Origin of the sequence: Vibrio sp. LB10LO1 (genome assembly GCF_010092875.1) — a bacterium.
Taxonomy (GTDB): domain Bacteria; phylum Pseudomonadota; class Gammaproteobacteria; order Enterobacterales; family Vibrionaceae; genus Vibrio; species Vibrio campbellii.
In genome coordinates this window covers 155,716-179,091 of sequence record NZ_JAADJW010000004.1, presented here as the reverse complement: position 1 = coordinate 179,091, position 23,376 = coordinate 155,716, and the positions used below count along the sequence as shown (strand labels likewise).

General features: G+C 45.6%; 23 protein-coding genes. 10 read left to right on the top strand and 13 right to left on the bottom strand.

The genetic code is table 11. The annotated features are described in order from the left end of the window. The 3 genes from GXP65_RS04625 to GXP65_RS04615 all read right to left on the bottom strand — a co-directional run bounded on the left by GXP65_RS04625 (position 1) and on the right by GXP65_RS04615 (position 3,327). On the bottom strand, positions 1–990 hold the full coding sequence (locus GXP65_RS04625; RefSeq protein ID WP_162092152.1) for a sugar ABC transporter permease: 990 nt from the start codon (positions 988–990) through the stop codon (positions 1–3). A gap of 62 nt (positions 991–1,052) precedes the next feature. After that, positions 1,053–2,300 carry an extracellular solute-binding protein gene (locus tag GXP65_RS04620; protein ID WP_162092151.1) on the bottom strand — a complete coding sequence of 416 codons (1,248 nt, stop codon included), beginning with the start codon at positions 2,298–2,300 and terminating at the stop codon, positions 1,053–1,055. 22 nt (positions 2,301–2,322) lie between these two features. After that, positions 2,323–3,327 carry a LacI family DNA-binding transcriptional regulator gene (locus GXP65_RS04615; protein WP_045455755.1) on the bottom strand — a complete coding sequence of 335 codons (1,005 nt, stop codon included), beginning with the start codon at positions 3,325–3,327 and terminating at the stop codon, positions 2,323–2,325. Positions 3,328–3,733: 406 nt separating this feature from the next. Here GXP65_RS04615 and GXP65_RS04610 point away from each other — a divergent pair, with 406 nt between their 5' ends. Both GXP65_RS04610 and GXP65_RS04605 read left to right on the top strand, forming a co-directional pair. Further along, positions 3,734–4,189: a hypothetical protein gene (locus GXP65_RS04610; protein WP_162092150.1), complete on the top strand. Its 456-nt coding sequence runs from the start codon at positions 3,734–3,736 to the stop codon at positions 4,187–4,189. Positions 4,190–4,193: 4 nt separating this feature from the next. Continuing rightward, the gene (locus GXP65_RS04605) at positions 4,194–4,685 is read left to right on the top strand and encodes an ankyrin repeat domain-containing protein (RefSeq protein WP_162092149.1); all 492 of its coding nucleotides are present in this window, start codon (positions 4,194–4,196) and stop codon (positions 4,683–4,685) included. A gap of 211 nt (positions 4,686–4,896) precedes the next feature. Here GXP65_RS04605 and GXP65_RS04600 read toward each other — a convergent pair whose 3' ends face one another. After that, on the bottom strand, positions 4,897–6,195 hold the full coding sequence (locus tag GXP65_RS04600) for a carbohydrate porin (protein ID WP_038888546.1): 1,299 nt from the start codon (positions 6,193–6,195) through the stop codon (positions 4,897–4,899). 445 nt (positions 6,196–6,640) lie between these two features. Here GXP65_RS04600 and GXP65_RS04595 point away from each other — a divergent pair, with 445 nt between their 5' ends. Then, on the top strand, positions 6,641–7,825 hold the full coding sequence (locus GXP65_RS04595; protein WP_045455750.1) for a GGDEF domain-containing protein: 1,185 nt from the start codon (positions 6,641–6,643) through the stop codon (positions 7,823–7,825). 22 nt (positions 7,826–7,847) lie between these two features. Here the strand turns inward: GXP65_RS04595 and GXP65_RS04590 are convergent, their stop codons facing one another. Then, on the bottom strand, positions 7,848–8,129 hold the full coding sequence (locus GXP65_RS04590; protein ID WP_005428352.1) for a hypothetical protein: 282 nt from the start codon (positions 8,127–8,129) through the stop codon (positions 7,848–7,850). Positions 8,130–8,269: 140 nt separating this feature from the next. Further along, complete coding sequence (locus GXP65_RS04585; protein ID WP_012130286.1) at positions 8,270–8,554, bottom strand: pyrimidine/purine nucleoside phosphorylase; 285 nt, start codon at positions 8,552–8,554, stop codon at positions 8,270–8,272. A gap of 220 nt (positions 8,555–8,774) precedes the next feature. On the opposite strand from GXP65_RS04585, the gene GXP65_RS04580 reads away from it, so the two are divergent. Together GXP65_RS04580 and GXP65_RS04575 are read left to right on the top strand one after the other, a co-directional pair. Then, a complete protein-coding gene (locus GXP65_RS04580; RefSeq protein ID WP_012130287.1) occupies positions 8,775–9,278 on the top strand; it encodes a DUF2850 domain-containing protein in 504 nt (167 codons plus the stop codon). A 370-nt stretch (positions 9,279–9,648) separates the two neighbouring features. Continuing rightward, positions 9,649–12,183, top strand: a complete 2,535-nt coding sequence (locus tag GXP65_RS04575; protein ID WP_051117561.1) for a glycosyl hydrolase family 18 protein — start codon at positions 9,649–9,651, stop codon at positions 12,181–12,183. Positions 12,184–12,301: 118 nt separating this feature from the next. Here GXP65_RS04575 and GXP65_RS04570 read toward each other — a convergent pair whose 3' ends face one another. Both GXP65_RS04570 and GXP65_RS04565 read right to left on the bottom strand, forming a co-directional pair. Continuing rightward, positions 12,302–13,156, bottom strand: a complete 855-nt coding sequence (locus GXP65_RS04570; RefSeq protein ID WP_077262566.1) for an alpha/beta hydrolase — start codon at positions 13,154–13,156, stop codon at positions 12,302–12,304. Positions 13,157–13,278: 122 nt separating this feature from the next. Continuing rightward, positions 13,279–13,869: a TetR/AcrR family transcriptional regulator gene (locus GXP65_RS04565; protein ID WP_162092148.1), complete on the bottom strand. Its 591-nt coding sequence runs from the start codon at positions 13,867–13,869 to the stop codon at positions 13,279–13,281. Positions 13,870–14,123: 254 nt separating this feature from the next. On the opposite strand from GXP65_RS04565, the gene GXP65_RS04560 reads away from it, so the two are divergent. Both GXP65_RS04560 and nhaD read left to right on the top strand, forming a co-directional pair. Further along, entirely contained in the window at positions 14,124–15,149 is a 1,026-nt protein-coding gene (locus GXP65_RS04560) for an acyltransferase family protein (RefSeq protein ID WP_162092147.1), read from the top strand. A 420-nt stretch (positions 15,150–15,569) separates the two neighbouring features. Continuing rightward, positions 15,570–17,000, top strand: coding sequence for a sodium:proton antiporter NhaD (gene nhaD / locus GXP65_RS04555; RefSeq protein WP_162092146.1), 1,431 nt, complete (start codon positions 15,570–15,572; stop codon positions 16,998–17,000). Positions 17,001–17,026: 26 nt separating this feature from the next. On the opposite strand, the gene GXP65_RS04550 is transcribed toward nhaD, so the two are convergent. Further along, positions 17,027–17,422: a GFA family protein gene (locus GXP65_RS04550; RefSeq protein WP_038888560.1), complete on the bottom strand. Its 396-nt coding sequence runs from the start codon at positions 17,420–17,422 to the stop codon at positions 17,027–17,029. A 216-nt stretch (positions 17,423–17,638) separates the two neighbouring features. Here GXP65_RS04550 and GXP65_RS04545 point away from each other — a divergent pair, with 216 nt between their 5' ends. Further along, positions 17,639–18,247 carry a YitT family protein gene (locus GXP65_RS04545; RefSeq protein WP_162092145.1) on the top strand — a complete coding sequence of 203 codons (609 nt, stop codon included), beginning with the start codon at positions 17,639–17,641 and terminating at the stop codon, positions 18,245–18,247. Positions 18,248–18,331: 84 nt separating this feature from the next. Here GXP65_RS04545 and GXP65_RS04540 read toward each other — a convergent pair whose 3' ends face one another. The 3 genes from GXP65_RS04540 to GXP65_RS04530 form a co-directional block, all read right to left on the bottom strand. Continuing rightward, entirely contained in the window at positions 18,332–19,156 is an 825-nt protein-coding gene (locus tag GXP65_RS04540) for a hypothetical protein (protein WP_162092144.1), read from the bottom strand. Positions 19,157–19,254: 98 nt separating this feature from the next. Beyond that, positions 19,255–19,737 (bottom strand): methylated-DNA--[protein]-cysteine S-methyltransferase, encoded by a 483-nt coding sequence (locus tag GXP65_RS04535; protein ID WP_045371156.1) that lies wholly within the window; start codon positions 19,735–19,737, stop codon positions 19,255–19,257. After that, entirely contained in the window at positions 19,734–21,101 is a 1,368-nt protein-coding gene (locus GXP65_RS04530; protein WP_162092143.1) for an Ada metal-binding domain-containing protein, read from the bottom strand. Before GXP65_RS04530 ends, GXP65_RS04535 begins: the two co-directional genes overlap by 4 nt. Positions 21,102–21,305: 204 nt before the next feature. Here GXP65_RS04530 and GXP65_RS04525 point away from each other — a divergent pair, with 204 nt between their 5' ends. Both GXP65_RS04525 and GXP65_RS04520 read left to right on the top strand, forming a co-directional pair. After that, positions 21,306–21,509 carry a hypothetical protein gene (locus GXP65_RS04525; RefSeq protein ID WP_005428499.1) on the top strand — a complete coding sequence of 68 codons (204 nt, stop codon included), beginning with the start codon at positions 21,306–21,308 and terminating at the stop codon, positions 21,507–21,509. Between the two features lie 347 nt (positions 21,510–21,856). Beyond that, positions 21,857–22,300, top strand: coding sequence for a DoxX family protein (locus GXP65_RS04520; RefSeq protein WP_005428503.1), 444 nt, complete (start codon positions 21,857–21,859; stop codon positions 22,298–22,300). Between the two features lie 159 nt (positions 22,301–22,459). On the opposite strand, the gene GXP65_RS04515 is transcribed toward GXP65_RS04520, so the two are convergent. After that, complete coding sequence (locus GXP65_RS04515; RefSeq protein ID WP_050906632.1) at positions 22,460–23,353, bottom strand: LysR family transcriptional regulator; 894 nt, start codon at positions 23,351–23,353, stop codon at positions 22,460–22,462. Between the last annotated feature and the right edge of the window lie 23 nt (positions 23,354–23,376).

Here is a 23,376-nt window from a genome sequence, read left to right as displayed (position 1 = left end):
TTATTGCTCCCCTAGACCTTTCTTACCGAAGAAGAAGAATTGAACCGCTGTACAGCCTGCAATCAAGGTAAAGAGCAGCCATGAAATTGCTGACGCTGTACCCATTTCTAACCATTCCCAACCCACTTTGTAGAGGTACATAGAGATGGTTAAGCCAGACTGACCCGTACCACCAGTACCGCGCGTTAGGACGAAAGGTTCTTCGAACAACTGCAAGTTACCGATGATGGTCATGGTGACCGCAAAGAAGATGAATGGACGAATCATTGGTAGTGAAATGCTCCAGAATCGACGCCATGCGTTTGCACCGTCCATACGTGCCGCTTCTAGGATGTCTTTAGGAATTGTCATCAAGCCAGTGGTGTACAACACGATGTTGAAGCCTGTGTATTTCCAGAACACCATGATGGCGATGGAAGGCTTAACCATGGTCGCGTCATCTAACCAACGGATTGGCTGGAAGTCGTTAACCCAAGAGAATGCCCAACCAAACAAGGTGCTGTCTGCCAGTGCCATCAAGCTTTGGTTGATGATGCCCGAGTTTGGCGAGTACATGTTGAAGAAGATAAGCGACGCTGCCACCGTAGATGTGATGAACGGTAGGAAGTACGCCGATGTCAGCCAATGACGGAAACGGTCACCCAGCGACACCAAGATGTACGCCACAGGTAAAGCAACTAAGTGCTGAGCCACACCTGATGTGATAGCTAGCCAAAGCGTGTTTTTCAGTGAGCGCCACAGCCACGGGTCTGTCAGTGCAATGTGGTAGTTTTCGAACCCCACATAGTCCATTGCCCCCAAACCCTCGACTGGGTTCCACTCATTAAAAGAAAGAAAAATAGAAAACAGCAACGGAAAAATTCCGAACACTGAAAAGATAATCAAAAACGGCAATAGGAATCCATACGGTGTAAGCGCTTTCAAATTTAGACGAGAAAAAATGCTCTCACGCTGTGATGTTTCCATAACCTTGCTCGCTGCCTGATTCATAGTAACGACCTCTTACCTAGAAGGGGGACATGCCCCCTTCCTGCCTTAAGTATTGGCAAAAATTACAGATTACGCGTACGACGTTTAATCATGCGCTCTGCTTCTTTAAGCGCAGTCTTAATGTCTTTACCTTCATCCAGCACTTCCATCAGTGCATTCTCTAGGATGATAGAACGAGCAACGTGATCGCCTTTCGCTGGTGCCACTGGCTTGATGTTCTGCGCCACTTCAGCAAACAATAGACGCGCTTGCTGACCACCTAGGAATTCGATTTTCTCTTCGAACATTGGGTCGTCGTAAGTCGTGGTGTTCGCAGGGAATGCTGCAATGGTTTCGAAGTGTTTAAGCTGAATTTCACGCTTGGTTGTCATGTATTCAATTAGCTTCCACGCTTCATCTTGGTGCTTAGATTGGGTTGGAATCGATAGGAATGAGCCGCCCCAGCTTCCGTAAATACCATCAGGAAGGTTAGACACGCCCCAGCTGCCTGCTGTTTCTGGAGCAATCCAGTTGTTTAGGTGACCAAGTAGCCAAGCACCAGAAAGCTGAGTCGCAAATGTGCCGTTACGGAAGCCTTCGTACCATTCGTTTGACCACGCTAGAATGCGACCGTCCAAGCCTTTGTCACGGATCTCTTTTGCCACTTCGAACGCGTGCACAAATCGCTCAGAAGTCACGACTGGGTTGCCGTCTTTGTCGAAGTACAGACCTTCACCTTCAGGAACTGTGGTGAAGATGAGCGCTTGTGCCACATCCGCTGCCGAAGCGATTAGTTGAACATTTTGCTGCTTAAGTTTTTCACCTGCTGCAATGTAAGAATCCCAATCCTTGATCGCTTCGTTAACATCAATGCCCGCTTTTTCGAAAATGTCTGTGCGGTAGTACATAACGCCAGGACCTAGATCGACAGGCATGCCGTACACATCACCGTCGGCACCTTTGCCTTGCGCCCATGCGTAAGGAGCAAAGCTTTCTGCGTACTTATCAGCGCCATAATTTTCAGACAGATTTACCAGACCGCCCGACGCCACGAATGGGCCAATCTTTTCTACATCAACAACAATCACATCACCTGCACCAGAGCCCGTCGCCAAGTTGGTTGTCAGCTTCGTATGGTGGTCACCGTGGTTGTTCATTAGGTAATCAACCTTAATGCCGGTCTCTTTCTCGAAATCTGGCAACAGCACTTTTAAGCTGCTATCGAAGTCAGGAAAACCATCGAAGCGGATTTTAGTTTCATCGGCAGCGTTTACCGTTGCAGCAACACCAAGTGCAGCCGTCATGGCAAGCGTCAAAGTTTTGAGTTTCATGTTGTTGTCCTTAATTATTGTTCTAGAGAGTATTGAGTTCCTTGACCGAACTTCTTGGCACTAGGGTAGGAGTGAGTTTGAAGTTCACATCACGTTTGTTCTTGTTCAGCGCTTGGATGACAAGTTGTACCGCCTCTGCGCTCATCTGTTCTATCGGGAAGTTAACCGTGGTAAGGGCTGGCGTGAGATAGCGAGCAAACAAGATGTCATCAAATCCTACGAGAGAGATTTGCTCTGGCACCTGCATACCTTCTGCTTTCAAGACTTCATAAGCACCAAACGCCATGTGATCATTACAAGCAAACACCGCAGTGAAACCGCTTTCACGTTTAAGCAATTTGCGCATCGCACTGATACCAGATTCTTCTGTAAAACCGGCCTCGGACACCAACGCTTCGTCATACACGATTTCCGCTTCTTCAAGAGCCTTGCGGTAACCTTGTAGACGCCCCCGTGCGTCAGATCTGTCCAGAGGTCCGGTAATACATGCAATGTTACGATGCCCCATTCGCAACAAGTATTCAGTCGCCATTCGGCCACCAAATTCGTTATCGATCTCGATACAGCTATGAGCCATTTCAGGGATGTATCGGTTAACCAGCACCACAGGAATCCCTTTGTTATCGAGGTCGATCAGATAATCATCAGAAAGGCTTTGTGTGTGCAGAATCATCGCATCAACACGGCGACCAAGCAGAAACTCTACCGATTCACGCTGGCTTTGTTCGGTATTCGAGCCCGCCGTCACTATCACGTGGTAACCCATGCGGCGTAAGCGCTCTTCAATGCTATGTAAGATGCCCGAATAAAATGGACCACCTAGTTCAGGAACGATAATGCCAATACTGCCAGTACGGCTTGAGGCTAATGCCTGTGCAATAGAGTTTGGACGATATCCTAACTCTTTGATCGCTTTTTCGACTTTAAGCTTTTTGTCATGGCTAACGCGGCAAGTGCCGTTAATGACTCTAGAAACGGTCGCTTGAGAAACGCCAGCGTATTCAGACACATCTTTAATCGTCGCCACATCAACCTCTTCAATGACTCCACATCGCAAGTTTCAAACACTCCGAAACCGCTTTCATGAACGCATTATTCAATATCCAGTAGGTGGTTAGCGTGAGTGAGTTCACAACAAGTTTGGGGGTAAATTGAGTAATTTGATAAATAATGAGGCTACTTGCAGTTTTCTTTTCATCCATGAAACTGTTTCATGAAATATGTAATTTGCTTTATAGATTCACAAAGATGTTAAGTATTGAAGCAACTTCAGAAGTACAGATTCTTCCCTCAATCAGAGGTGTCATCGCTTATTATATATACATATCAGTTGCATAAATAATGAACTCAACTCGTATATCTAAGAAGTAGCCCTCAGCCAGGATTGCTTATTATTTATACTGGTGAGAGTTGAAATGGAATTGGAGTTAACAATGAGAACGCTAAAAAAATTTAAAGAGTCAGAGCTATTGTTTAATGATGACGAAACAAGAGAAATATTGCTGGTTTTTTTCCCTAGCTTCAAAGAAGACCTTAATTCGGCAACCATGACCATAGAGCTCAAAAGCATGGCTCAAGCTTTATTACTAGAAGCCATCGATGCATCATATAAGATTGGATTTATCCAAGGGTTATGGAAATCAACACTCAATCCTAGAGCACCTTTTAGAAAAATTATTGAAAACCTAGTTACCTCCCTAGCTCCGCATATGTTTCATCATGCGACGACTAAGGATCTGAGAAAAGTTAAAATCTACCAAATGGTAATAGATACCTTACGCCGGAATTTTAAAAGTACGGTTCATGGAATGCTTTATGGATACGCCCAAACTAAGCCGCTACTAATCCCAAATTACAACGCTACAAACAATACTAGAGTGTGGGTTTAGTCATATGAAGAAAGTAATAGCAGTTATTGCTTGTTCAGTTTTGCTACTGTTTTCGTTAAGACCAACCGAAGATACCTTGATGGAGTGCGCTTTAGGTTCTGAAATTAAAATATTTAGTGCTACCAACTGTATGTCATACTTTAATCTCTTTGGTGTATCTGACGATTTAAACACTCACTTAAATGAAACATACAATTTGTCTTCAGTGCTAAATAGCCCAACCGAATATAAATTCTTTTTTGCGGAGAAACTCATTGATGGTGGCTACAACATTAATGAGGAAGTTGGCTCCAGTGGACTGCCAATTCACTCAGCAATAATTAACAATGATATTCAGACGTTAAAATGGCTGCTCCACAGAGGAGCCAACCCTAGCACTGTAGATTCAATTTCCAATATGAATGCATATGAATTCATTGAGTTCATGCAACACAAAAATTCAACGCCAGAAAGAGAAGAAATGCGAAAAATCCTGCAGGATGCTTACCTATCCTGAGTTTTAGGGCAATCCAACAACATCAATAAAAACGAAAAGCAACCTTAATAAAGAAAAACTCCCCAGATATCAACATGGGGAGTTGTCTAAAAAAGACAGCCTTATAAAAGGTGAAATATAAGGGTTAAGAGATGAATGGATGGTAAACACCTGATACTTCTGCCTTAAGTGTTTACCATCTTTACATGGACAGTAGTTAACTAGGTGTGGCTTACCACCACGCTTCGAACATTGCACCAACCGTTACTGTGTCAACATCGGTTGCAATCTTCTCACCAGTCACAGAATCAAAACCTGTGTACTCGTTATCTGCATTACCCACTGTTGCGTAGAAACGCAGCATTGGACGGGACCAAGTTTCAGGACCGATAGCCATGTTTTGCGATAGCGTCATTTTCCAAGAGCTATTCGTTGCATCGATGTCATCGTAATCAACCACGCTATAGCCTGCTTCTAGCCACGTAGAGTGGATATCGTTCCATTGGTAAGTAGGGCGCACAATCGCGTTGTAGTTTACACGGCTTTCATCCCCTTCCACTTCCAAAGATTGGTACGCCGCTAAATATTGAATGCCCGCTTTATCAGTGATTGACGTGCTGCCATCAAAGCTCACTAATAGTGCGGTTTGATCTTCTGCTAAATCAAACACACTGTCTTTCGCGTTGTCAGAGTAACGAACAATCAAACGCTGGCCTGCAGCAGATAGTTCACCTGCCACTTGGTAAGCGGTCACATCACCAACGTCTTCGTCTTTCAGCTTATCAGATGCAAAACCGTAGTTGGCGTAAATGCTCAAGTCAGCAGATTCGCCAAGCTTGATACCGTGTAATTTACTGGTCAGCGCATAACGGCCGTTATCGCCAACCATATCGCCTTCCACTTGGCCGACTGCACTAAAGTCAAACTTCACACCGCCTAGATCTAGGTTATAGAAACCACCACCTTGACCATCGTGCATCATCCAGAAGTAGTCATTTAGGTCTGTTTGAGGACGTTGGTGGAAGTCACGGCCAGCCCACACATACAAATCAGGCTGGGATTCAAACAAGTTCGCGGCACCAGCGTACATCTTCTTCACGTTTACGCCGCCATCGTCAGCCCATGAAGCGTCTGCCCAATGATCTAACATGAATACCAAATCCCAAATCGCACCACCGTCGCTCTTGAATGCTTTTGCTAACTGGAATTCACCGCCGTTTTGTTCGTTACCTAAACGACCTGTAGCATTTGAGTTCAATGCACCTGCCGTACCGACTGTTAATGCATCGCTACCTTGATAACCCGCACCATAACGAGCGTAACCAGAGAATACGATACCCAACGGTACTTCCGTTTCTGCAGATAACACTGCTGGTTGCTGGTCGTATACATAGCCAGTTTCCAGCTTCGTTTCCAGTTCTTGGAGACGTTTTTCTAATGCCTCAACATCGGCATCAGCAGCAAAAGAAGGTAAAGAAGCAAGCGAAGCGGCCACCGCAATAGAGAGAGGTAAAACTTTAAAGCTTTTCATGTGATATCCCTAAAATTTGTATGTATTGTTATCTCGAAAGGAATATTAAGGAATGAAAGCATTGAAAAGCCGCTACGGCTTCACACCACAATGGTTAAGAAAATGACATGAAACAACGCATGAAACAAAAAGAGATTTTTACTCATTAAAAACATAAAGATAGAAAATCATGATTTTTCTAGCATGATTTGAAATCGCTTTCATTTCACAGAATTGTTTAATTGCTATCACGTTAATTTGTCCTAAGAACGTGCTGTTCAATCACAAATAAATGAAACGTTTCATGATTCTGAAAGATTTCACAACTCGTAAATTTCTTACGAATTCAATAACTCACATAAATAACAAACATGCTTCATATCACAAATAAGGACTTTGCTATTCCATCTAATACTTAATTACGACCTAGAATAAGCTTCAGATACGTCTAAAGTAGGGATACACAATGTCGAAATTGGCCGGAGCACGCCTAGAGGAAATGGCGGATATCCGATCGACAAGAAAGAAGAAGATCGTTTTTCTCTGTTCTAGCATCGCCACTGCATTTCTAACCTATGGCTCTGTACTGCACTATCTTGAAGGCAACTGGGGGCTCAGCTTACTCATCGGAGTATGTGCGTTGGCATGTTTAACCATCAGCTACCTGATCAAAGTACGTGGTCACCACCAATACGCTGATTTGTTGCTCACAGGCGTATTGATGTTCGATGGGTTGTTGCTGCTCCTATATAGCGATGCGCCCTCCGGTCGATTACTTTGGCTCTATCCGATTGTGGCTGCCATCATCTTGATTAACGAGTTCAAGGTCGGTCTGCTGTTTAGCGTGACATATTCTCTCATCATCTTTTTCGATTTGACCTTTTTAGAGAGTGTACCTACCGCCAGTGAGATGACTGAACGCCGCTTTATGTTCACCCTTGTGGCCATTTGTTTTGTCTGCCATACCTTCTCTTACTACTACTCCAAGGTCGTGAACTACATCCAAACGCTTTATCGTGAAGGCATTGAGGAACTGGCATACCTAGACCAATTAACGGGGCTCGCTAACCGTTGGAGCTTTGAGACTTGGGCGCGCGCGAAACTGGAAGAGTTAGATCAAACTCAGAATAATACGGTCACTGCACTGGTTTTCCTCGATATTGATAACTTTAAGCACATCAATGACAACTACGGCCATGATGTGGGCGATCGCGTTTTAAAACACTTTGCGACTCGCTTGAAAAACAATATTCGCAACAAAGACCGAAAGACGGACAAACACGATTATTCGATCGCTCGCTTTGCGGGAGATGAGTTTGTTTTGATGCTTTACGATGTGCGCTGCAAGAAGGACCTAGATAATATCCTTGATCGTATCGTAAACCTGTTTAATAAAGGCTATCAGACGGAAGACAATATCAATGAGTTGACCATGAGTGTGGGAGCAGCAATTTATGGCCAAGATGCTAAGGATTTATCTGAGCTCACTCGCTGTGCAGACAAAGCCATGTACGCCGCAAAGCATACTGGCAAAAACCAGTATGCATATTACGAACATTGCTCAAATGCAGAAGAGTTACGCCATCAAAGACATTCGTTGGTTGGCGGAATGGGTAATGTGACTTCATTACAGCGAGATGCCAGCTTGTAAGAGTGAATCACTCAAACATGGCTTAGGAATACATATACATCGCCCATAAACCGACAAGCAAAAACGTGATAAGCCAGATCACTTGGCCAATTTTTCTTGGTTTATCATCTCGTGGGACAAGAACGGGCTTAAGTGCGCGCTCTTTCATCTTTCCAACTAAGCTGCTTTCAATGGCTCGCTTATAAAAAGCACGGCGCTTTTGAGCCGCATTAGCCACTTTAGTAAAGCGATGTCTTTGCTCTGTTGTAAACTCCGTCGCCTCATAGCGAGGAGGGAGATCTGAATGTTTACGTTGTACTGCCATCACTTCCTCCTTGAACGATGGGTGTGCCTACCCTAAGTATATACAAAAGTTAACGGCCTGTTGCTAAAAACCTTTGATTCTGAATAACATGCATAAAAAAACCACCCGAAGGTGGCTTTCATTTCAATTCGATTTATTGCTTATAGGTACTCACACAAGTACGCGGTTGCATCTTTTACTTGCAGCTCGAACGATGAACTTCCTTCTACTTCGAAGAACTCACCGGTGTTGTAAGTGACCCAATCAACCTCGCCAGCTTTCTTAACGATCAATGCACCTTTGACCACACTCATACGCTCTGGCGCTTGAGTGCCAAACGTGTATTCACCTGGCAACATTACCCCAACGCTGACATCCTGCCCTTGTTGGTTAAAACCTAGCGACTTAACGCCACCAGCAAAATAACTGTTTTCCTTAATACTCATTATTGGTTTCCTTATCAAAAATCAGCTCTTTTTTACCCTGTTTCGGTTTGCGACTCAAGCATCTAAATTGACCTTTACTGAAAAGCTAACTTATCAATAACTGTGTTTCGGAATGTAAAAGTGGACATCAGATCATAGTTTCACCGTGTTAAAGACGAGATTGTTTGTTTTTACAGCTCAAGCTTCTCACCATAATGGAAAAGGAAAGTAAGCAGGGATCATGACTAACACCACAGGCCGTAAGCGCAAGCAGAAACCGGAACCGCAACCCTCACTTTGGGCTCGTCATCAGCTCAAAATCATCAAAGGAGGTTTTGCTCTGTTTGGGTGCGCGTTGTTTGGCGTGATCAGTTATCTACTTTATGCCTCTTATTTGGATTACATCGATCGCGATAAAATCTATGGCGAATGGATTGAAATTGGTGCCCCACCTTATCAAACCGAGCACCTTTCCTTTACTTCCAACGGGGTCTTTCGCAATCACCGTTTGATCGCCACTCAATTTGAGTTTGATGGTAAAGTCATCACTCTGAACACAGGCTTGGGTAAAACCGAGTATCAGTTGTCAGGTTCTCACCTCTCCCCACAAATACGCCGTATTGAACCTCGCTTTCCCGATCAGAGATTTATTCTCAAAGGCTTCGAGCACACAGTTCAAGGCTCAGAAACTGGGGCGGCTTCCAAACGTCGTGCCGCTCTAAGTGAACACTTCGGCCGCAAGTAGCCTTTTATCCATCACTCCTCTTCTGTATACAAAACAAACACTTTTTGTCGTAACCAACTCTATTACAAAGTAAAAGTTTAATTTCACTCGCAAAATAACGAGTACGAACTGAGTAAGCAATTAATTAAGTGCATGCAAAATATTTATAAAATATTGGCTCAATATTGAATTTTCACTGCAAATTTATGTTTCTTGTAGTGAGATTTAGGTAACACGGTCGAAAGTTGATTTATTTTTTTTTGAAAAAAAATAAGCCTCTGAAATGCTCAAGGGGATGCTTTTGCACAGTGTGTGAATTGGTTGTCTTTTCTGTCGCAGGAGCAGCTTATGTTCGTTAATGAACATGAATTCAAGGATTGAGAGAGAAGTTATGATTCGATTTAACCTATGTGCAGCTGGGGTTGCCCTAGCACTATCTGGCGCTGCAAATGCGGCTCCAACCGCACCAAGTATCGATATGTACGGTTCCAACAACCTGCAGTTTTCTAAAATTGAGTTGGCAATGGAAACCACATCTGGCTACAACGACATGGTTAAGTACCATGAGCTAGCTAAGATCAACGTGAAATTTAATCAGTGGAGTGGCACTTCTGGCGACACTTACAACATCTACTTTGATGGCGTAAAAGTGGCAACAGGCCCTATCACTGGTAGCCAAACAACGGCATCATTTGAATACGGCCAAGGTGGCTTGTACCAAATGGAAATCGAAGCGTGTGACGCAACTGGTTGTGCTAAGAGCGCACCTGCAGAGATCACTATCGCGGATACTGACGGTTCTCACTTACCGCCTCTAACCATGAATGTTGACCCAAACAACAAAACCTACAACACAGACCCAAGTGTCGTGATGGGTACGTACTTTGTTGAATGGGGTATTTACGGCCGTAATTACACGGTTGATAACATGCCTGTCGACAACTTGACTCACATCCTTTACGGCTTTATCCCAATCTGTGGTCCAAACGAGTCGGTGAAATCAGTTGGTGGTAACAGCTTCAACGCTCTACAAACCGCTTGTCGCGGTGTGAATGACTACGAAGTGGTTATCCATGACCCATGGGCTGCGTACCAAAAGAGCTTTGCTCAAGCTGGTCACGAATACAGCACACCGATCAAGGGTAACTACGCAATGCTGATGGCATTGAAGCAACGTAATCCAGATCTAAAAATCATTCCATCTATCGGCGGTTGGACACTTTCTGACCCATTCTACGACTTCGTTGATAAGAAAAACCGTGACACATTTGTCGCGTCAGTTAAGAAATTCCTGAAAACGTGGAAGTTCTACGACGGTGTAGATATTGACTGGGAATTCCCTGGTGGCGGCGGTGCTGCAGCAGATAAAGGCGACCCAGTGAACGATGGCCCAGCTTACATCGCGTTGATGCGTGAACTGCGTGCAATGCTGGATGACCTAGAAGCGGAAACAGGCCGTACCTACGAGCTAACTTCAGCAATTGGCGTTGGTTACGACAAAATTGAAGACGTTGATTACGCAGATGCTGTGCAGTACATGGACTACATCTTCGCGATGACTTACGACTTCTACGGCGGTTGGAACAACGTTCCTGGTCACCAAACAGCACTCTACTGTGGCTCATTCATGCGTCCTGGTCAGTGTGATGGTAGCGGCGTTGATGAAAACGGCGAACCGTACAAAGGCCCGGCTTACACGGCTGACAACGGCATCCAACTTCTACTCGCGCAAGGCGTTCCTGCGAACAAACTGGTTCTAGGTACTGCAATGTACGGTCGTGGTTGGGAAGGCGTAACACCAGATACGCTGACGGATCCAAACGACCCAATGACAGGTACTGCGACAGGTAAACTGAAAGGCAGCACGACTCAAGGCGTTTGGGAAGATGGCGTGATTGACTACAAAGGTATTAAGTCATTCATGCTAGGTGCGAACAACGCTGGCATCAACGGCTTCGAATACGGTTACGACGAGCTAGCAGAAGCACCTTGGGTGTGGAACCGTTCAACGGGTGAACTGATTACATTTGACGATCACCGCTCTGTATTGGCAAAAGGTAACTACGCGAAATCTCTGGGTCTAGCTGGTCTATTCTCTTGGGAAATTGATGCGGATAACGGCGACATCCTTAACGCAATGCACGAAGGCATGGCCGGTGGTGTGGTTGTTCCACCAAACCGCAAACCAACGGCAGCAGCTGGTGCAGACCAAGCAGTAACAGGTCCTGCAAGTGTTGTTCTTGATGGCAGCAACTCAACTGATTCTGATGGCACAATCGCAAGCTACGCTTGGGAGCAAGTATCAGGTACTGCAGTAGCTCTATCTGGCGCTAACACTGCGACAGCAAGCTTTGATGTAGCGGAAGTGACTGCAGAAGAACAGCTAACGTTCAAACTAACAGTAACCGATGACAAAGGCGCAACCGCTTCTGATCTTGTTGTGGTAACGGTTAAACCAACAGGTACCGTTGATAACACAGCGCCAATTGCAAAAGTTTCAGCTCCAGCAACAGCGAAAGCTGGTGACGTAGTTGTGATTGATGCTTCGGCCTCTAGCGATGCTGAAAACGACACGCTAACGTTTGATTGGACGCTACCTCAAGGCCTAAACGCAACGGTTAACGGCGCGAAAGTGACGTTCACAGCAGCAGAATACCCACAAGACACAAGCCTAAGCTTCACTGTTAGCGTAAGCGATGGTCAGGCAGCGTCTTCAGCAAGTGCAACCGTTGTTGTATCTAAGCACAGCACAGGTGGTGGCACTTGTACTAACGCATGGGATGCAACGGCTATTTACACTGGCGGCGACCAAGTAACGCACGCAGGTAAAACTTGGGAAGCTAAATGGTGGACACAAGGTCAAGATCCTAGCAAGTCTGGCGAATGGGGTGTTTGGAAAGAAGTTGGCCCAGCTAACTGTAACTAAGCACTGCTGAGGTGTTGTGATTCAACATCACTCGCTTTGAATATTGTTAAAACAAGAAAAGGACAGCTTCGGCTGTCCTTTGTTGTTCTAACAGAATTTATTCAACACTCTTTAATGATCAGCTCGCTTCAATTAAACGGTCGAAACTCTGGAATACCTCATCACACTTCATCACACGACCATGGCCTTGGCCTTGCGTAGTAACCAGTTCCACTCGTTCAATCTCGTCCGCTGCTTTAGCAGACACACTGTGTTTGGTGAACTTATCTTGCTCATCATGAACAATAATGGTTTTCGCTTCTCGCTCAGCTAGGCGTTTCTCTGGGTCAATGGATTGCAATGGGTAGCCGAACTGATCTTCTACTTCCGAAACCACCGCTTTGAATAACTTCATTGAATAACCTGAACGCGCAATGCTGCCAAATAGGTTTTCAACGTAGTTAAGCACTGGCGCGATCAACAGCAAAGGCTTGTTTTCTAATTTACTGTGGCGGCACTCTAGCGCTGAAGCGGTACCCATGCTGTGCCCCACCAAACCTGCAACCTCATCGACAGAATCTAATACATCTTCAAGACCGCATACAAACGCTGGAATATGTCCGTATTGTCCCTCACTCTCACCATGAGCAGGATGATCGTACGCTAATGCGGTGTAACCCGATGCCGCAATATGCTCCATCAACGGGTAGAACTGGCTCGCAGTCCCTGACCAGCCGTGAGTCAAAACCCATACCGGACCGCTACCAAGCTGATAGGTTTTAATTGCGCCGGCATGACCTTGCACTTCGCTTTTAATAAGCCCCTGTGGCTCGACATTTTTTGGCTGAGTACGAGCGGGAGTAAGCAACAGTTTACGCGCGGTCTTTTTTGCATGTGACGGCGCCAACGTGTGATGCAGGCGGGTACTGATGTTGACCAAGCTGCGTTTAACACTGAATTTCTGCGAAGTATTGAAGTAAATTTTCTCACTCATGATCGTTTCCTTAACTATCAGCTTTGCACAAAATAGAACGGTCGTGCTTTTTATACTGATAAGAAAGAGCGCTCGTTGTCGCTCTTCATTTTGAATCTTTTACTATACCCGTTACCGCGGGGTTAGCGCTTCCATCGAGTAAACAAGTTATCGATGCCCTGCCAGAACAGTCTCTGGCTCTCTTCTTGCCCTTTGATCGAGTAAAATATGTGTGCACTTAAGTACTGCCCGTACAAATCAAAGGTCGCTTGCCGCGTGTCTAAATCGGCGACAAACTCTTGGTTTTCTTTGCCTTTCTTGATTTGAATTTCTAAGTAATTCAACCAAGTATCAATCGATTTGCGCAATGCTGCTTGCAACGCACAGCCTTCTTCTGCGGTGTCGTTCCAAGCATCAAGGAACATACAGCTGCCTTGAAAAGAGTGATTCCACGTCATCCAAGTGTCCAACAAGCCACGTACTTTACGCTCAATGTTGCTATCGCCTAACTCGCGCGCAGGCGCAATTACGCGCTCAGCGAATACTTGATTGGCAAATTCCAACACCGACAGTTGAAGATTCAACTTGGAATTGAAGTGAGCAAATAGGCCACTTTTCGACATACCACACTGCTTAGCGAGCTCGCCAATAGTGAGACTTTCCAACCCGTTTTCACTCGCCAGTTGGAATGCACGCTGCAGTATCAGCTCTTTGGTTACTTTTCCTTTTTTCATAAACATACTTTTAGCACGATCGTACTTTTTTACAAGTCATCAATTTACTGGTCAAACCAATGTATACCCACTGACACACTCACGCCCTCAATACATTGAGTAACCTAATGAATATGAATTTTCGAAATTTGAGGTGAGTCAGAATTTAAGAAACTGGTTACCACCAAATGCACATCCGTTGACTTTTTAGCGCGAGAACTGAGTCATTAACTGCTAATTTCGCAGCGATTTTTCACTTTTTTAGGTAAGTACTTATGGCAACCACAAAGAAAATTGCCAGTTTAGAATTTGCTCGTATCATCGCGATGTTTGCGATCGTAGGGCTTCACTGTCAGATGGCTCTCACCTATTGGCAATGGGATGAAGTGCCTTGGGTTGGGTATATCCTCAACCAGCTAGCTCGTTTTGCTGTGCCACTGTTTTTCCTCATCTCCGGCTATCTCATCCAACCGAAACTCAGCACGAATCCCGTTGAGACACTAAAAGACTATGCCAAGCCTTTGCTTAAGATATGGTTGGTTTGGAGTGCGATTTGTCTGTTGGTGCCGTTCCGTTGGCAAGTGGTTGCAGAAGCAGGCTATCTCGCCGAGCGACAAGGCTATTGGGGCTACTTAATGTCGAACCCAATCAATTCGTTACTGGAAGGGGGCTTGGTACATCTATGGTTCATCCCAGCACTCATCATCGCTGTAGCCATCATTGCGTTTCTGGTTCGAATCGGCATGATGCAACTGCTACTTCCAACAGCGGTATTGCTCTATATCTATGGCGTGTTCGCAGGCAGCTACGTCACACTCACTGATCTGCCAGCGCCATTCTTTACTCGTAATGGTCCGTTCTTCAGTACCTTACTGGTAGTGCTTGGTTACCTAGCCAGACAGCACCAGTCGCAATGGTCTCGCAACAACACGATTCGATTAATTCTTATTGGTATGGCAATTCATTTCGCCGAAGCCTATTACTTGATGGATTATGAGATCGCCTTTAACTCGCACGACTTTTTGTTCGGTACTGTTATCTGGTCTTTGGGCGTATTCATGTGGCTTCTTGCCCATCCAAACTTTGGTAACATGCCATGGGTGTTTAAGTGGTCCCCGAGCATTTTAGGTATCTACGTCAGCCACTTATTAGTGATCATCATCATGATGAACGTAGCGGGTATGTTGGGGCTAGAAAACTTAGCCAAAGACGCCTTCATTTACCCAGCAACCATTGTGGTGACCTTGTTGCTTGTGAAAGGCATTGAAGCAACACCACTGAAAAAATTATTACTGCGCTAAATCCATTCAGCACTATGTATGGTCTGCACTACCACTTTTTGGCTAGTGCAGACTTTATAAAAATGAGAGCTCTCTCTCACTCATCAAAATTATCATTTCTAATACTTTGTAATTTGCTTTCACTCACAAAAAACATTGTTCATTTAATTTAGATTTGTCTGACATCAACAAAATGCTCATTAAACGGAGGCGGTATGTGGGCAGGTCAAGGACTCGTTCCTTTTTTAGAAATTAGCCATTGGCTAACTTATGGTTTATACGCTGCAGTAATCCTATTTGGCGCGGCGAGCATTGCGTCACTCAGAAAGTAGTGGCGCAAGCTACATCAATTCCAAACTCCTACCGTTAATTCGAGCTTACTCACACTTAACCTATTAATATGTGGCTAAAATTTCTCCAGTCAGACAAGGAGAAATGTCTATGCCAATCTATCCAATTGTCGCGTTTTGCTGTTTGATATTTTCTAGCTCCACCTTTGCAGCTGCGACCAGTGATCTTAATCTCGTCAATTCGACCGTCGGTTATGCCGCGCTGATTTTCTTCACCATTGCCTACATTCTGGTGATGCTGGAAGAATACCTCCAAATGCGAAAGTCTAAGCCCGTATTGCTCGCAGCCGGGTTAATCTGGATTTTGATTGGCTACACCTTTGCCCAGCACAGCCAAGCTGACGTGGCTAAAGCCGCACTGGAACACAACCTTCTGGAATACGCCGAACTTTTATTGTTCCTACTGGTGGCGATGACTTACATCAATGCGATGGAAGAGCGAAGGCTGTTTGACGCACTGCAAGCATGGATGGTTGGCAAAGGTTTTGATTTTAAGAAGCTATTTTGGCTCACAGGTAGCCTAGCGTTTGTGATTTCTCCCATTGCCGATAACTTGACCACGGCATTATTGATGTGTGCTGTGGTGATGAAAGTCTCGGGCGATAACCCAAGATTTGTAAACTTAGCTTGTATCAACATTGTCATAGCGGCCAACGCGGGCGGTGCATTCAGTCCGTTTGGCGATATTACCACTCTGATGGTTTGGCAAGCAGGGCACGTCAGCTTTGCTGAGTTTATGCCGCTGTTTGTGCCTTCGCTGATAAACTACGTCATCCCTGCATTCATCATGTCGTTATTTGTACCAAACACTAAGCCAGATACGGTACACGAACACATTGAGCTCAAACGCGGCGCAAGACGTATTGTTGGTTTATTTATCCTGACCATTGCGACTGCAGTTTCCTTCCACGCCGTTTTACACTTCCCGCCAGTGGTGGGGATGATGATGGGCCTCGCTTATCTGCAATTTTTCGGTTATTTCTTGCGTAGAACGCTCAAACACTCCCTTGCCAAAAAAGCGGCGATGGCGATTGCCAATGGGGACGATTACGCGCTCAAGCGCTTAGGTTCTGTCGTGCCATTTGATGTCTTCCACCGTGTGTCTCGCGCCGAGTGGGACACCCTTTTGTTCTTCTACGGCGTGGTCATGTGTGTTGGCGGCTTGAGCTTGCTGGGCTATCTTGGGCTGGTTTCGAATGTGATGTACACCGAGTGGAATCCAATTTGGGCAAACATCATGGTGGGAATACTGTCCGCCATCGTCGATAACATCCCAGTGATGTTTGCGGTATTGACCATGGAACCAAGTATGTCGATGGGTAACTGGTTATTGGTGACACTAACCGCTGGTGTCGGTGGTAGTTTACTATCGATTGGCTCTGCTGCTGGCGTTGCTCTCATGGGCGCAGCAAGAGGACAATATACCTTCTTTGGGCACCTTAAATGGGCACCGGTGATTGCGCTAGGTTACATTGCAAGTATTGCCGCGCATCTATGGATGAATGGCAGTTTATTTACTTAAACGGCCTTCATCCACTCTAAATACACTTATCTGTCTGATGGGTGGTTCACGCCATCCATCACTTCTATCTCTCCTAGATCATAAGGATTTACGCCTTCTAAGCAGCCAACGTTATAGCCATATTCGCTCGGGTTTGAGCGGCGCTGATGGTGGGTATAGATGCCGCATTCACCACAGAAGAAGTGCTTAGCTGTGTTGGTATTAAACTGATACAGCTTGAGTGCTTTCTCACCTTGGATGATGCGAATCCCATTCAAAGGCACCGATGCCACAATCGCCCCACGACGTCGGCACATGGAACAATCACAGCGTCTAGGCTTCTCGATTCCATTCGGTAATGACAGTTCGATTTGCACTTTTCCGCAATGGCAAGAAAGCTGATGTAGAGGCTGAATTATCGTACTACCTACTTGTTTAATCATGACATTTCCTCAATCTTTCTGTGTTTGCTTAGCTTAATGTGTAAAGTCTGTTAAACAGTTAACATCCGCGCAATCTAGGTCAAAAACTCGACATCCATCACTTTTCACGACATTTTATTTAGCGATTTATCACTATTTGGTTGGCGTTTTGCCGACCGCATCCGTTTGGCTGTGTGCTTGCAGTTAATACGGTTTTAAAACCAAGGAAAATACTTTATGGATAAAGATCATAGCCTTAGAGAGAACCTCTTGGCTCTGACGCTCGGTAGTGCGTTAGTGTCACTTGGGGTTATCTTCTTCAACAAGGTTGGATTGCTCACTGGCGGAACAGCGGGTTTAGCAATCTTCCTCACTAAGATCAGTGACTTCAGTTTTGGTCAGGTGTTCTTCGTACTTAACCTACCTTTCTACATTTTGTCTGTGATGCGCATGGGTTGGCGCTTTACCATCAACACTTTTATTGCGGTTTCGATCGTTTCTTTTGCGGTAGACCACCTGCACCATGTGATTGAGATTTCTCGTATTGAACCCGTTTATGCCGCACTGCTCGGTGGTGGTTTGATTGGTATGGGGATGCTGGTGATTTTCCGCCACAAGATGAGTTTAGGTGGCTTTAACATCTTGGCGCTTTACCTTCAGGAACGCTTTGGCATTCGTGCAGGTAAAGTACAAATGGCGCTCGACTGCACTATCGTTGTGATGTCGCTGTTTATCGTCGATGTTTACTTAATTGGCCTTTCTGTACTTGGCGCTGTGGTGACCAACTTAATCTTAGCCATGAACCACAAACCAGGGCGTTATCAACCCAAGCCACAAGCTGCGTAATAACACAGGCTCACGATTAAAAAACAAAGCCCCGAGCCTTTAACTCTGGGGCTTTTTGTTTGTTCTAGCTCACTAATGAAAACATTACGCCAATGGCGAATTCTCACAGTATTTCTGGTCATCTGCCGTCAGTTTTTGCTTGCTCGCTTGGCTTAAGTGATGGTGCACCAGCATCAGCAAATCGTGAGCGTAGAAAAGCTCGAAAGCATCCTCACCATTTTTTCGACAGATTGCCTCACAGCGTTCAGCATGCACTTTGGCTTGCTGCGGACTACCCGCTTTAAGAAGACTCATGGCTAAGCGATACTCTGCGCGCTCTTCTTGTATCCAGCCACCAGCAACCTTCCAATATTCAAGGGCCAGTGTCGCAGCCTCTAGCATGTGTTCTACTTGCGCTTCAGAGCGTCTTTCAAGCTCTTCATATTGGCAGGCAAGGTTGTTACCCGTAATGGCAATTGAACGCGCTAAAGGCTCGGCAGCTTGGCCTGAATCTATACCGTTGGCTGCTTTTGCCAACCATGTGCTGGCTTGCTCTAGTTCATTCATTGCCGACAGCTCGTTAGCAATTTGAGCAAACACGCGACGCTGATCGACATCTTCTAACTCAGTAATCTGGTCCTTATTTTGGTCAACGAAGTACTGCGCGACAGCTTTGGCTCTCTGACGCGCCAGACATTGAGCTGCTACACCACCATTTTCAATCTTATCTAAGCTAGTGAGAAACTGACTTGGATCGTGCAGGTGACCGATGGATGTGTGCAACATCAAGGGTAAGATGCGCTCAGCATGGTTGGTGTCTTCTACCTCGCTAAGCGCTTGCTCTAGTTGGTTGTATGTTGGTTGCGGCTCGGCTTCATGTTGCTGCCAACTTTGGTTTATAAATGCATCAAAATCCGTTTTGAACGACATATCCTTATTATCCTTTTCATTGCTCTGGATTGCTTACCACCCTACACAAAATTTAAGCAAATAAGGTAAACCTTGCCAGATTCTGAGAATGGTCTCACTTAAAGTGGCGTACCTCTCTCCAACGCCAATAGTCGCTGCTTGCGCTCTACCCCGCCGGCATAGCCAGTGAGTTTGCCACTTTTGCCGATCACACGATGGCATGGCACCACAATAGAAATTGGATTTTTACCATTTGCCAGCCCCACCGCACGCACCGCTTTCGGATTGCCGATGGCGTTCGCCAGATCTTGGTAACTCCATGTCTCACCATAAGGAATGGTCGTCAAAGCATGCCAAACTTGAGTTTGGAAATCAGTGCCTGTCGCTGCAAGGGGCAAGTCGAATTCGTTACGCAACCCAGCAAAGTATTCTTCCAATTGAGTCACAGTCTGGCTAAGCACGGCATGTTGATCATCGCGCTCACCCAAATCGTCTGGTTTGGTGGTACATGTTTCAAACCAAATTCCTAACAAACCCTGTTCGTTCGCTTGAATAGTCACTGCGCCTAACGGACTTGGCATTACCGTATAAAGTGATTTCATGATTGATTCCATAAGTGAAAAGTCGCGTAACTGCCCCAAGGCGACGCAGTCTGAGCATTCAATGACGGATAGTTTGGCATAGCTTTCTTCACCACCAAGTCTTTGTCTAAAAAGCAATCGGGCTGAGATTGACCGCGCAATTGCGCATAGCTCACCGTCCACGGACCAATGCCTTTTAGTTCCAGCCATTGCTGCGGATCGGCTTCTGGACTCTGCTGCATGTACTGAGCAAATCGCACGAGTGTGTCTTTACGACTTTGCGGCATACGCAAAAAGCTGACATCGGCATTGGCAATCGCTTCTGGGGTTGGAAAGTGACGCGCTTGCTGATCGCTGCTGAGTGTTGCTACCAATAAGTTAAGTTGCCCGATAGCCGCTTTAACCGACACTTGCTGCCCTAGCACAGCACGTACACCGGCTTCCCACGCACTCCAGACGCCCGGAATACGAATCCCCTGGGTTTTCACCAACCCCGGCGCAATGTATTCAAGGTGCTGCTCCACCGTGCAAATATCCGCATCAAGGTCGAACATGCGACGCACACCAGACACCAGATTCTGCAACTTAGTGACATCTTCAATATCGAACTCCATCTCAAGATAACCTTCTCCTTGAGTGACCTTGAATCGTACATGGCAATCACCCAACAAAACGTTGCGCTGATAAGCCTCTTGTGTGACTTGCTCTATTCCTTCAATCGCACGCAGACGATAAAAATTGAGCATGTGTTGCCAGTTCAGAGCACCACGATAAGGTAATACAATTCGATTCGTCCCTACGCCATCAAATTCCTTTCTACGCACTTGAGAAGGCGTTAGCTGAAGGATCTTTTGAAACGCATCATTGAAACGTCGAGTGCTGTTAAAACCCGCGGCAAAACCGACTTCGGTGATTGACATCGAGCTCGAATGCAGAAGCTGCTTGGCAAACATCAACTGTTGATACTGCGCATATTGCTTAGGTGACATCCCCAAATATTGCTCGAACAGCATACGCAAGTAACGATCCGAGATCCCAAGACGCTCAGAGAGTTCGGTAAGAGACTGATGATGCAACTCACCTTGATCGATCATTTTGATCGCACGTTGGAATGTGGTCTCGACGCCCTTCCACGCCCATGACCCTGGCGCACTGTCTGGACGACAACGCAAACAAGGGCGATATCCAGCCTTCAAAGCCTGAGTCTTGTCGGTGAAGTACTCGACGTTTTCCTCTTTGGGCAAATTAGCTGGGCAGATTGGGCGACAGAAGATCCCTGTTGTTTTCACCGCAATGTAAAAGCGCCCATCAAAACGGCTATCACGAGCCATGCGTGCTTTTTGGCATTGTTCGAAGGTCAACGATGTATGTGGGTGGATGAGCATAGTGCTGTCCCTGCTTACGCATTTGGTGTTCAACGAGTGGTTAACTTATTCACCACTCGACCGGCATAACTTCATTGTAGAACGGGGAGTTACTGTAAATTAGCCATTTTCGGAACTCAATATTAAGAAACTTTGGCAATAGCAAATTTGTGCACTAAGGTTATAGTCAGAACAACACAACAACGTCGGCTAAAGGGAATTGGCATGGACTTACATACGTGCGTGATTGTACTTAGAAATCACAAGGTTATTACCAGCAAATCGGTCGAGCACTCTATAGGGATTATTGAGCGCGACTCTGATAACGAGATTTCAGAAATTCAAATCAATGCGACTGATGGTGTGAATATTCGCACTTATCACTACAACAGTGTGGAAGACTCGCTTGAAAGTTTAATGAATCTATAAAAACTCCTTTCTCCCTTGTTAATCGTGAAAGTAAAAGAGCGCAGTCACCTGTGCTCTTTTTTTTGCTCACCATGCACAGGCGCCATACCAGAAGACAAACCGACGTAGAGAAAGTCATTCAAATTTTTGCGACTTTCATAATCAAAAGCGTCCTGTAAAAGCACCAAAACCAGGTATTTTATCCGTTCTAACGTTCTGTATTTAAAAATGAAAAAACGTTCCATCGAATTTGTCGAACGAGAACATCAAATTGCCCCAATTTTTTCTTTCTCTCCTCCTACCTACACTGATTTCAACAACAAGGGGGCAGTACTCCTTATCATAAAAATTCGAGAAAGGATAAAGTCATGAAAGCACTACTACAAAAAATCACTACTTCAAATGCAGGCTACGGCGCACTCGCACTTCGCATTCCAGTCGGTCTCATCTTTATGGCGCACGGCGCGCAAAAACTTTTTGGCTGGTTTGGCGGTTATGGGCTTGAAGGTACAGGTCAATGGATGGCATCAATTGGCTTAGGCCCGGGCATGCTGATGGCATTTTTAGCAGGCAGTGCAGAATTTTTTGGCGGCTTGTTCATCTTACTTGGCCTGCTTACCCGCCCGGCAGCCGTGGCTTTAGCATTCACCATGGTGATCGCCATTTTCTCGGTTCACTTTGAAAACGGTTTGTTTATGTCGAACAACGGTTACGAGTTTGGTTTAGCACTACTGGCAGCAAGCGTTTCTCTCGCTTTCTCTGGCGCAGGCAAAGCCGCATTAGATGAAACGCTACGTCAGAAATTGGCCTAAACGAGAGTAGAAACGACATTAGAAGTGCCACAACTCTCGCTTCAATCGGACGTTTGATTTATAAACACGCTGCTATTTGCGTAAACTGACACAAAAAACCCCTTGGCTTCACACCAAGGGGTTTTCGTTTAATTTTGCACTGGATCGCAAAAGCAGAAATTACTCGTCTGCTGGAATGTCGGCTATTTGCTGCAAACTGTACGCCGTTAACGGGTCAATCTCTTTTACGATTTCTTCAACCTGCTTAATCGCGTCTACAGACGTGCTGGCTTTGCGATAGCTCAAATAGATAGGACGGTACCAATCTTCTACGCCAGACACCTTGTGGAGCTGCCCGCTTGCAATAAACGGCTCTACCAGAGACGCTGGTAGGTATGCACTGCCACCTTTCTCTAAAACGAAGTCTAACGCGATACGAGCGGTAGAAGTACGAAGGTAAGGCGCTGGGATTTTCGGGTGACGTTCTGCGTGTTCTGAAGCGAAGCGCGTGCCCCAATCCACATACACGTATTTCTTATCAAACACCGTATCGAGAGAATCTTGCTCGGTAGACACCAACACCAACACCACGTCAGCGACTTTCTTGCAGTTAAGCTCATCCGCTTTGATTTGATCGAAGGCGAACGCCATATCGAGAGTGCGCTCAAGCAGGCTGCGGCTTAGCATCTCACGCCCCATGACTTCTGCCATAAAGCCGTAACCACCAAATGAGTCTGTTACCACACTCAAACAGTTTTGCAGATAAGCGTCCCAAATGTTCGGCGTACCACCCATGGTGAGCTGCAACGCTTTGCCATCTTCGAGGGATAATTCGAGTTTGGCTTGCTGCAAGGTGGTCACCATCACCTCGGCATAGCCTATTAAACGCTCACCTGCGGAGGTCAACTTTATGTTATTTCGATCACGAATAAACAACTGCGTATCGAAATAACTTTCGAGTTGTTTGATGCGTGCGCTCACAGCGGCTTGAGTAATGTACAAGTTCTCAGCAGCTCGTCCGAAGTGACGAACCTTTGCCAGCTCTAAAAATGTTCGAAAGACCTTTACATCCATAAACCATCTCCTGGTCAATATAA

Bases quoted from the DNA above. Each gene is read 5' to 3' on its own strand.
- GXP65_RS04585 (WP_012130286.1), bottom strand. From the start codon at position 8,554: ATGAGTATTAAGGAAAACAGTTATTTTGCTGGTGGCGTTAAGTCGCTA.
- GXP65_RS04525 (WP_005428499.1), top strand. From the start codon at position 21,306: ATGGACTTACATACGTGCGTGATTGTACTTAGAAATCACAAGGTTATT.
- GXP65_RS04595 (WP_045455750.1), top strand. From the start codon at position 6,641: ATGTCGAAATTGGCCGGAGCACGCCTAGAGGAAATGGCGGATATCCGA.
- GXP65_RS04590 (WP_005428352.1), bottom strand. From the start codon at position 8,129: ATGGCAGTACAACGTAAACATTCAGATCTCCCTCCTCGCTATGAGGCG.
- GXP65_RS04620 (WP_162092151.1), bottom strand. From the start codon at position 2,300: ATGAAACTCAAAACTTTGACGCTTGCCATGACGGCTGCACTTGGTGTT.
- GXP65_RS04520 (WP_005428503.1), top strand. From the start codon at position 21,857: ATGAAAGCACTACTACAAAAAATCACTACTTCAAATGCAGGCTACGGC.
- GXP65_RS04530 (WP_162092143.1), bottom strand. From the start codon at position 21,101: ATGCTCATCCACCCACATACATCGTTGACCTTCGAACAATGCCAAAAA.
- GXP65_RS04540 (WP_162092144.1), bottom strand. From the start codon at position 19,156: ATGTCGTTCAAAACGGATTTTGATGCATTTATAAACCAAAGTTGGCAG.
- GXP65_RS04550 (WP_038888560.1), bottom strand. From the start codon at position 17,422: ATGATTAAACAAGTAGGTAGTACGATAATTCAGCCTCTACATCAGCTT.
- GXP65_RS04565 (WP_162092148.1), bottom strand. From the start codon at position 13,869: ATGAAAAAAGGAAAAGTAACCAAAGAGCTGATACTGCAGCGTGCATTC.
- GXP65_RS04570 (WP_077262566.1), bottom strand. From the start codon at position 13,156: ATGAGTGAGAAAATTTACTTCAATACTTCGCAGAAATTCAGTGTTAAA.
- GXP65_RS04610 (WP_162092150.1), top strand. From the start codon at position 3,734: ATGAGAACGCTAAAAAAATTTAAAGAGTCAGAGCTATTGTTTAATGAT.
- GXP65_RS04605 (WP_162092149.1), top strand. From the start codon at position 4,194: ATGAAGAAAGTAATAGCAGTTATTGCTTGTTCAGTTTTGCTACTGTTT.
- GXP65_RS04600 (WP_038888546.1), bottom strand. From the start codon at position 6,195: ATGAAAAGCTTTAAAGTTTTACCTCTCTCTATTGCGGTGGCCGCTTCG.
- GXP65_RS04535 (WP_045371156.1), bottom strand. From the start codon at position 19,737: ATGAAATCACTTTATACGGTAATGCCAAGTCCGTTAGGCGCAGTGACT.
- GXP65_RS04515 (WP_050906632.1), bottom strand. From the start codon at position 23,353: ATGGATGTAAAGGTCTTTCGAACATTTTTAGAGCTGGCAAAGGTTCGT.
- nhaD (WP_162092146.1), top strand. From the start codon at position 15,570: ATGCCAATCTATCCAATTGTCGCGTTTTGCTGTTTGATATTTTCTAGC.
- GXP65_RS04575 (WP_051117561.1), top strand. From the start codon at position 9,649: ATGATTCGATTTAACCTATGTGCAGCTGGGGTTGCCCTAGCACTATCT.
- GXP65_RS04560 (WP_162092147.1), top strand. From the start codon at position 14,124: ATGGCAACCACAAAGAAAATTGCCAGTTTAGAATTTGCTCGTATCATC.
- GXP65_RS04580 (WP_012130287.1), top strand. From the start codon at position 8,775: ATGACTAACACCACAGGCCGTAAGCGCAAGCAGAAACCGGAACCGCAA.
- GXP65_RS04625 (WP_162092152.1), bottom strand. From the start codon at position 990: ATGAATCAGGCAGCGAGCAAGGTTATGGAAACATCACAGCGTGAGAGC.
- GXP65_RS04545 (WP_162092145.1), top strand. From the start codon at position 17,639: ATGGATAAAGATCATAGCCTTAGAGAGAACCTCTTGGCTCTGACGCTC.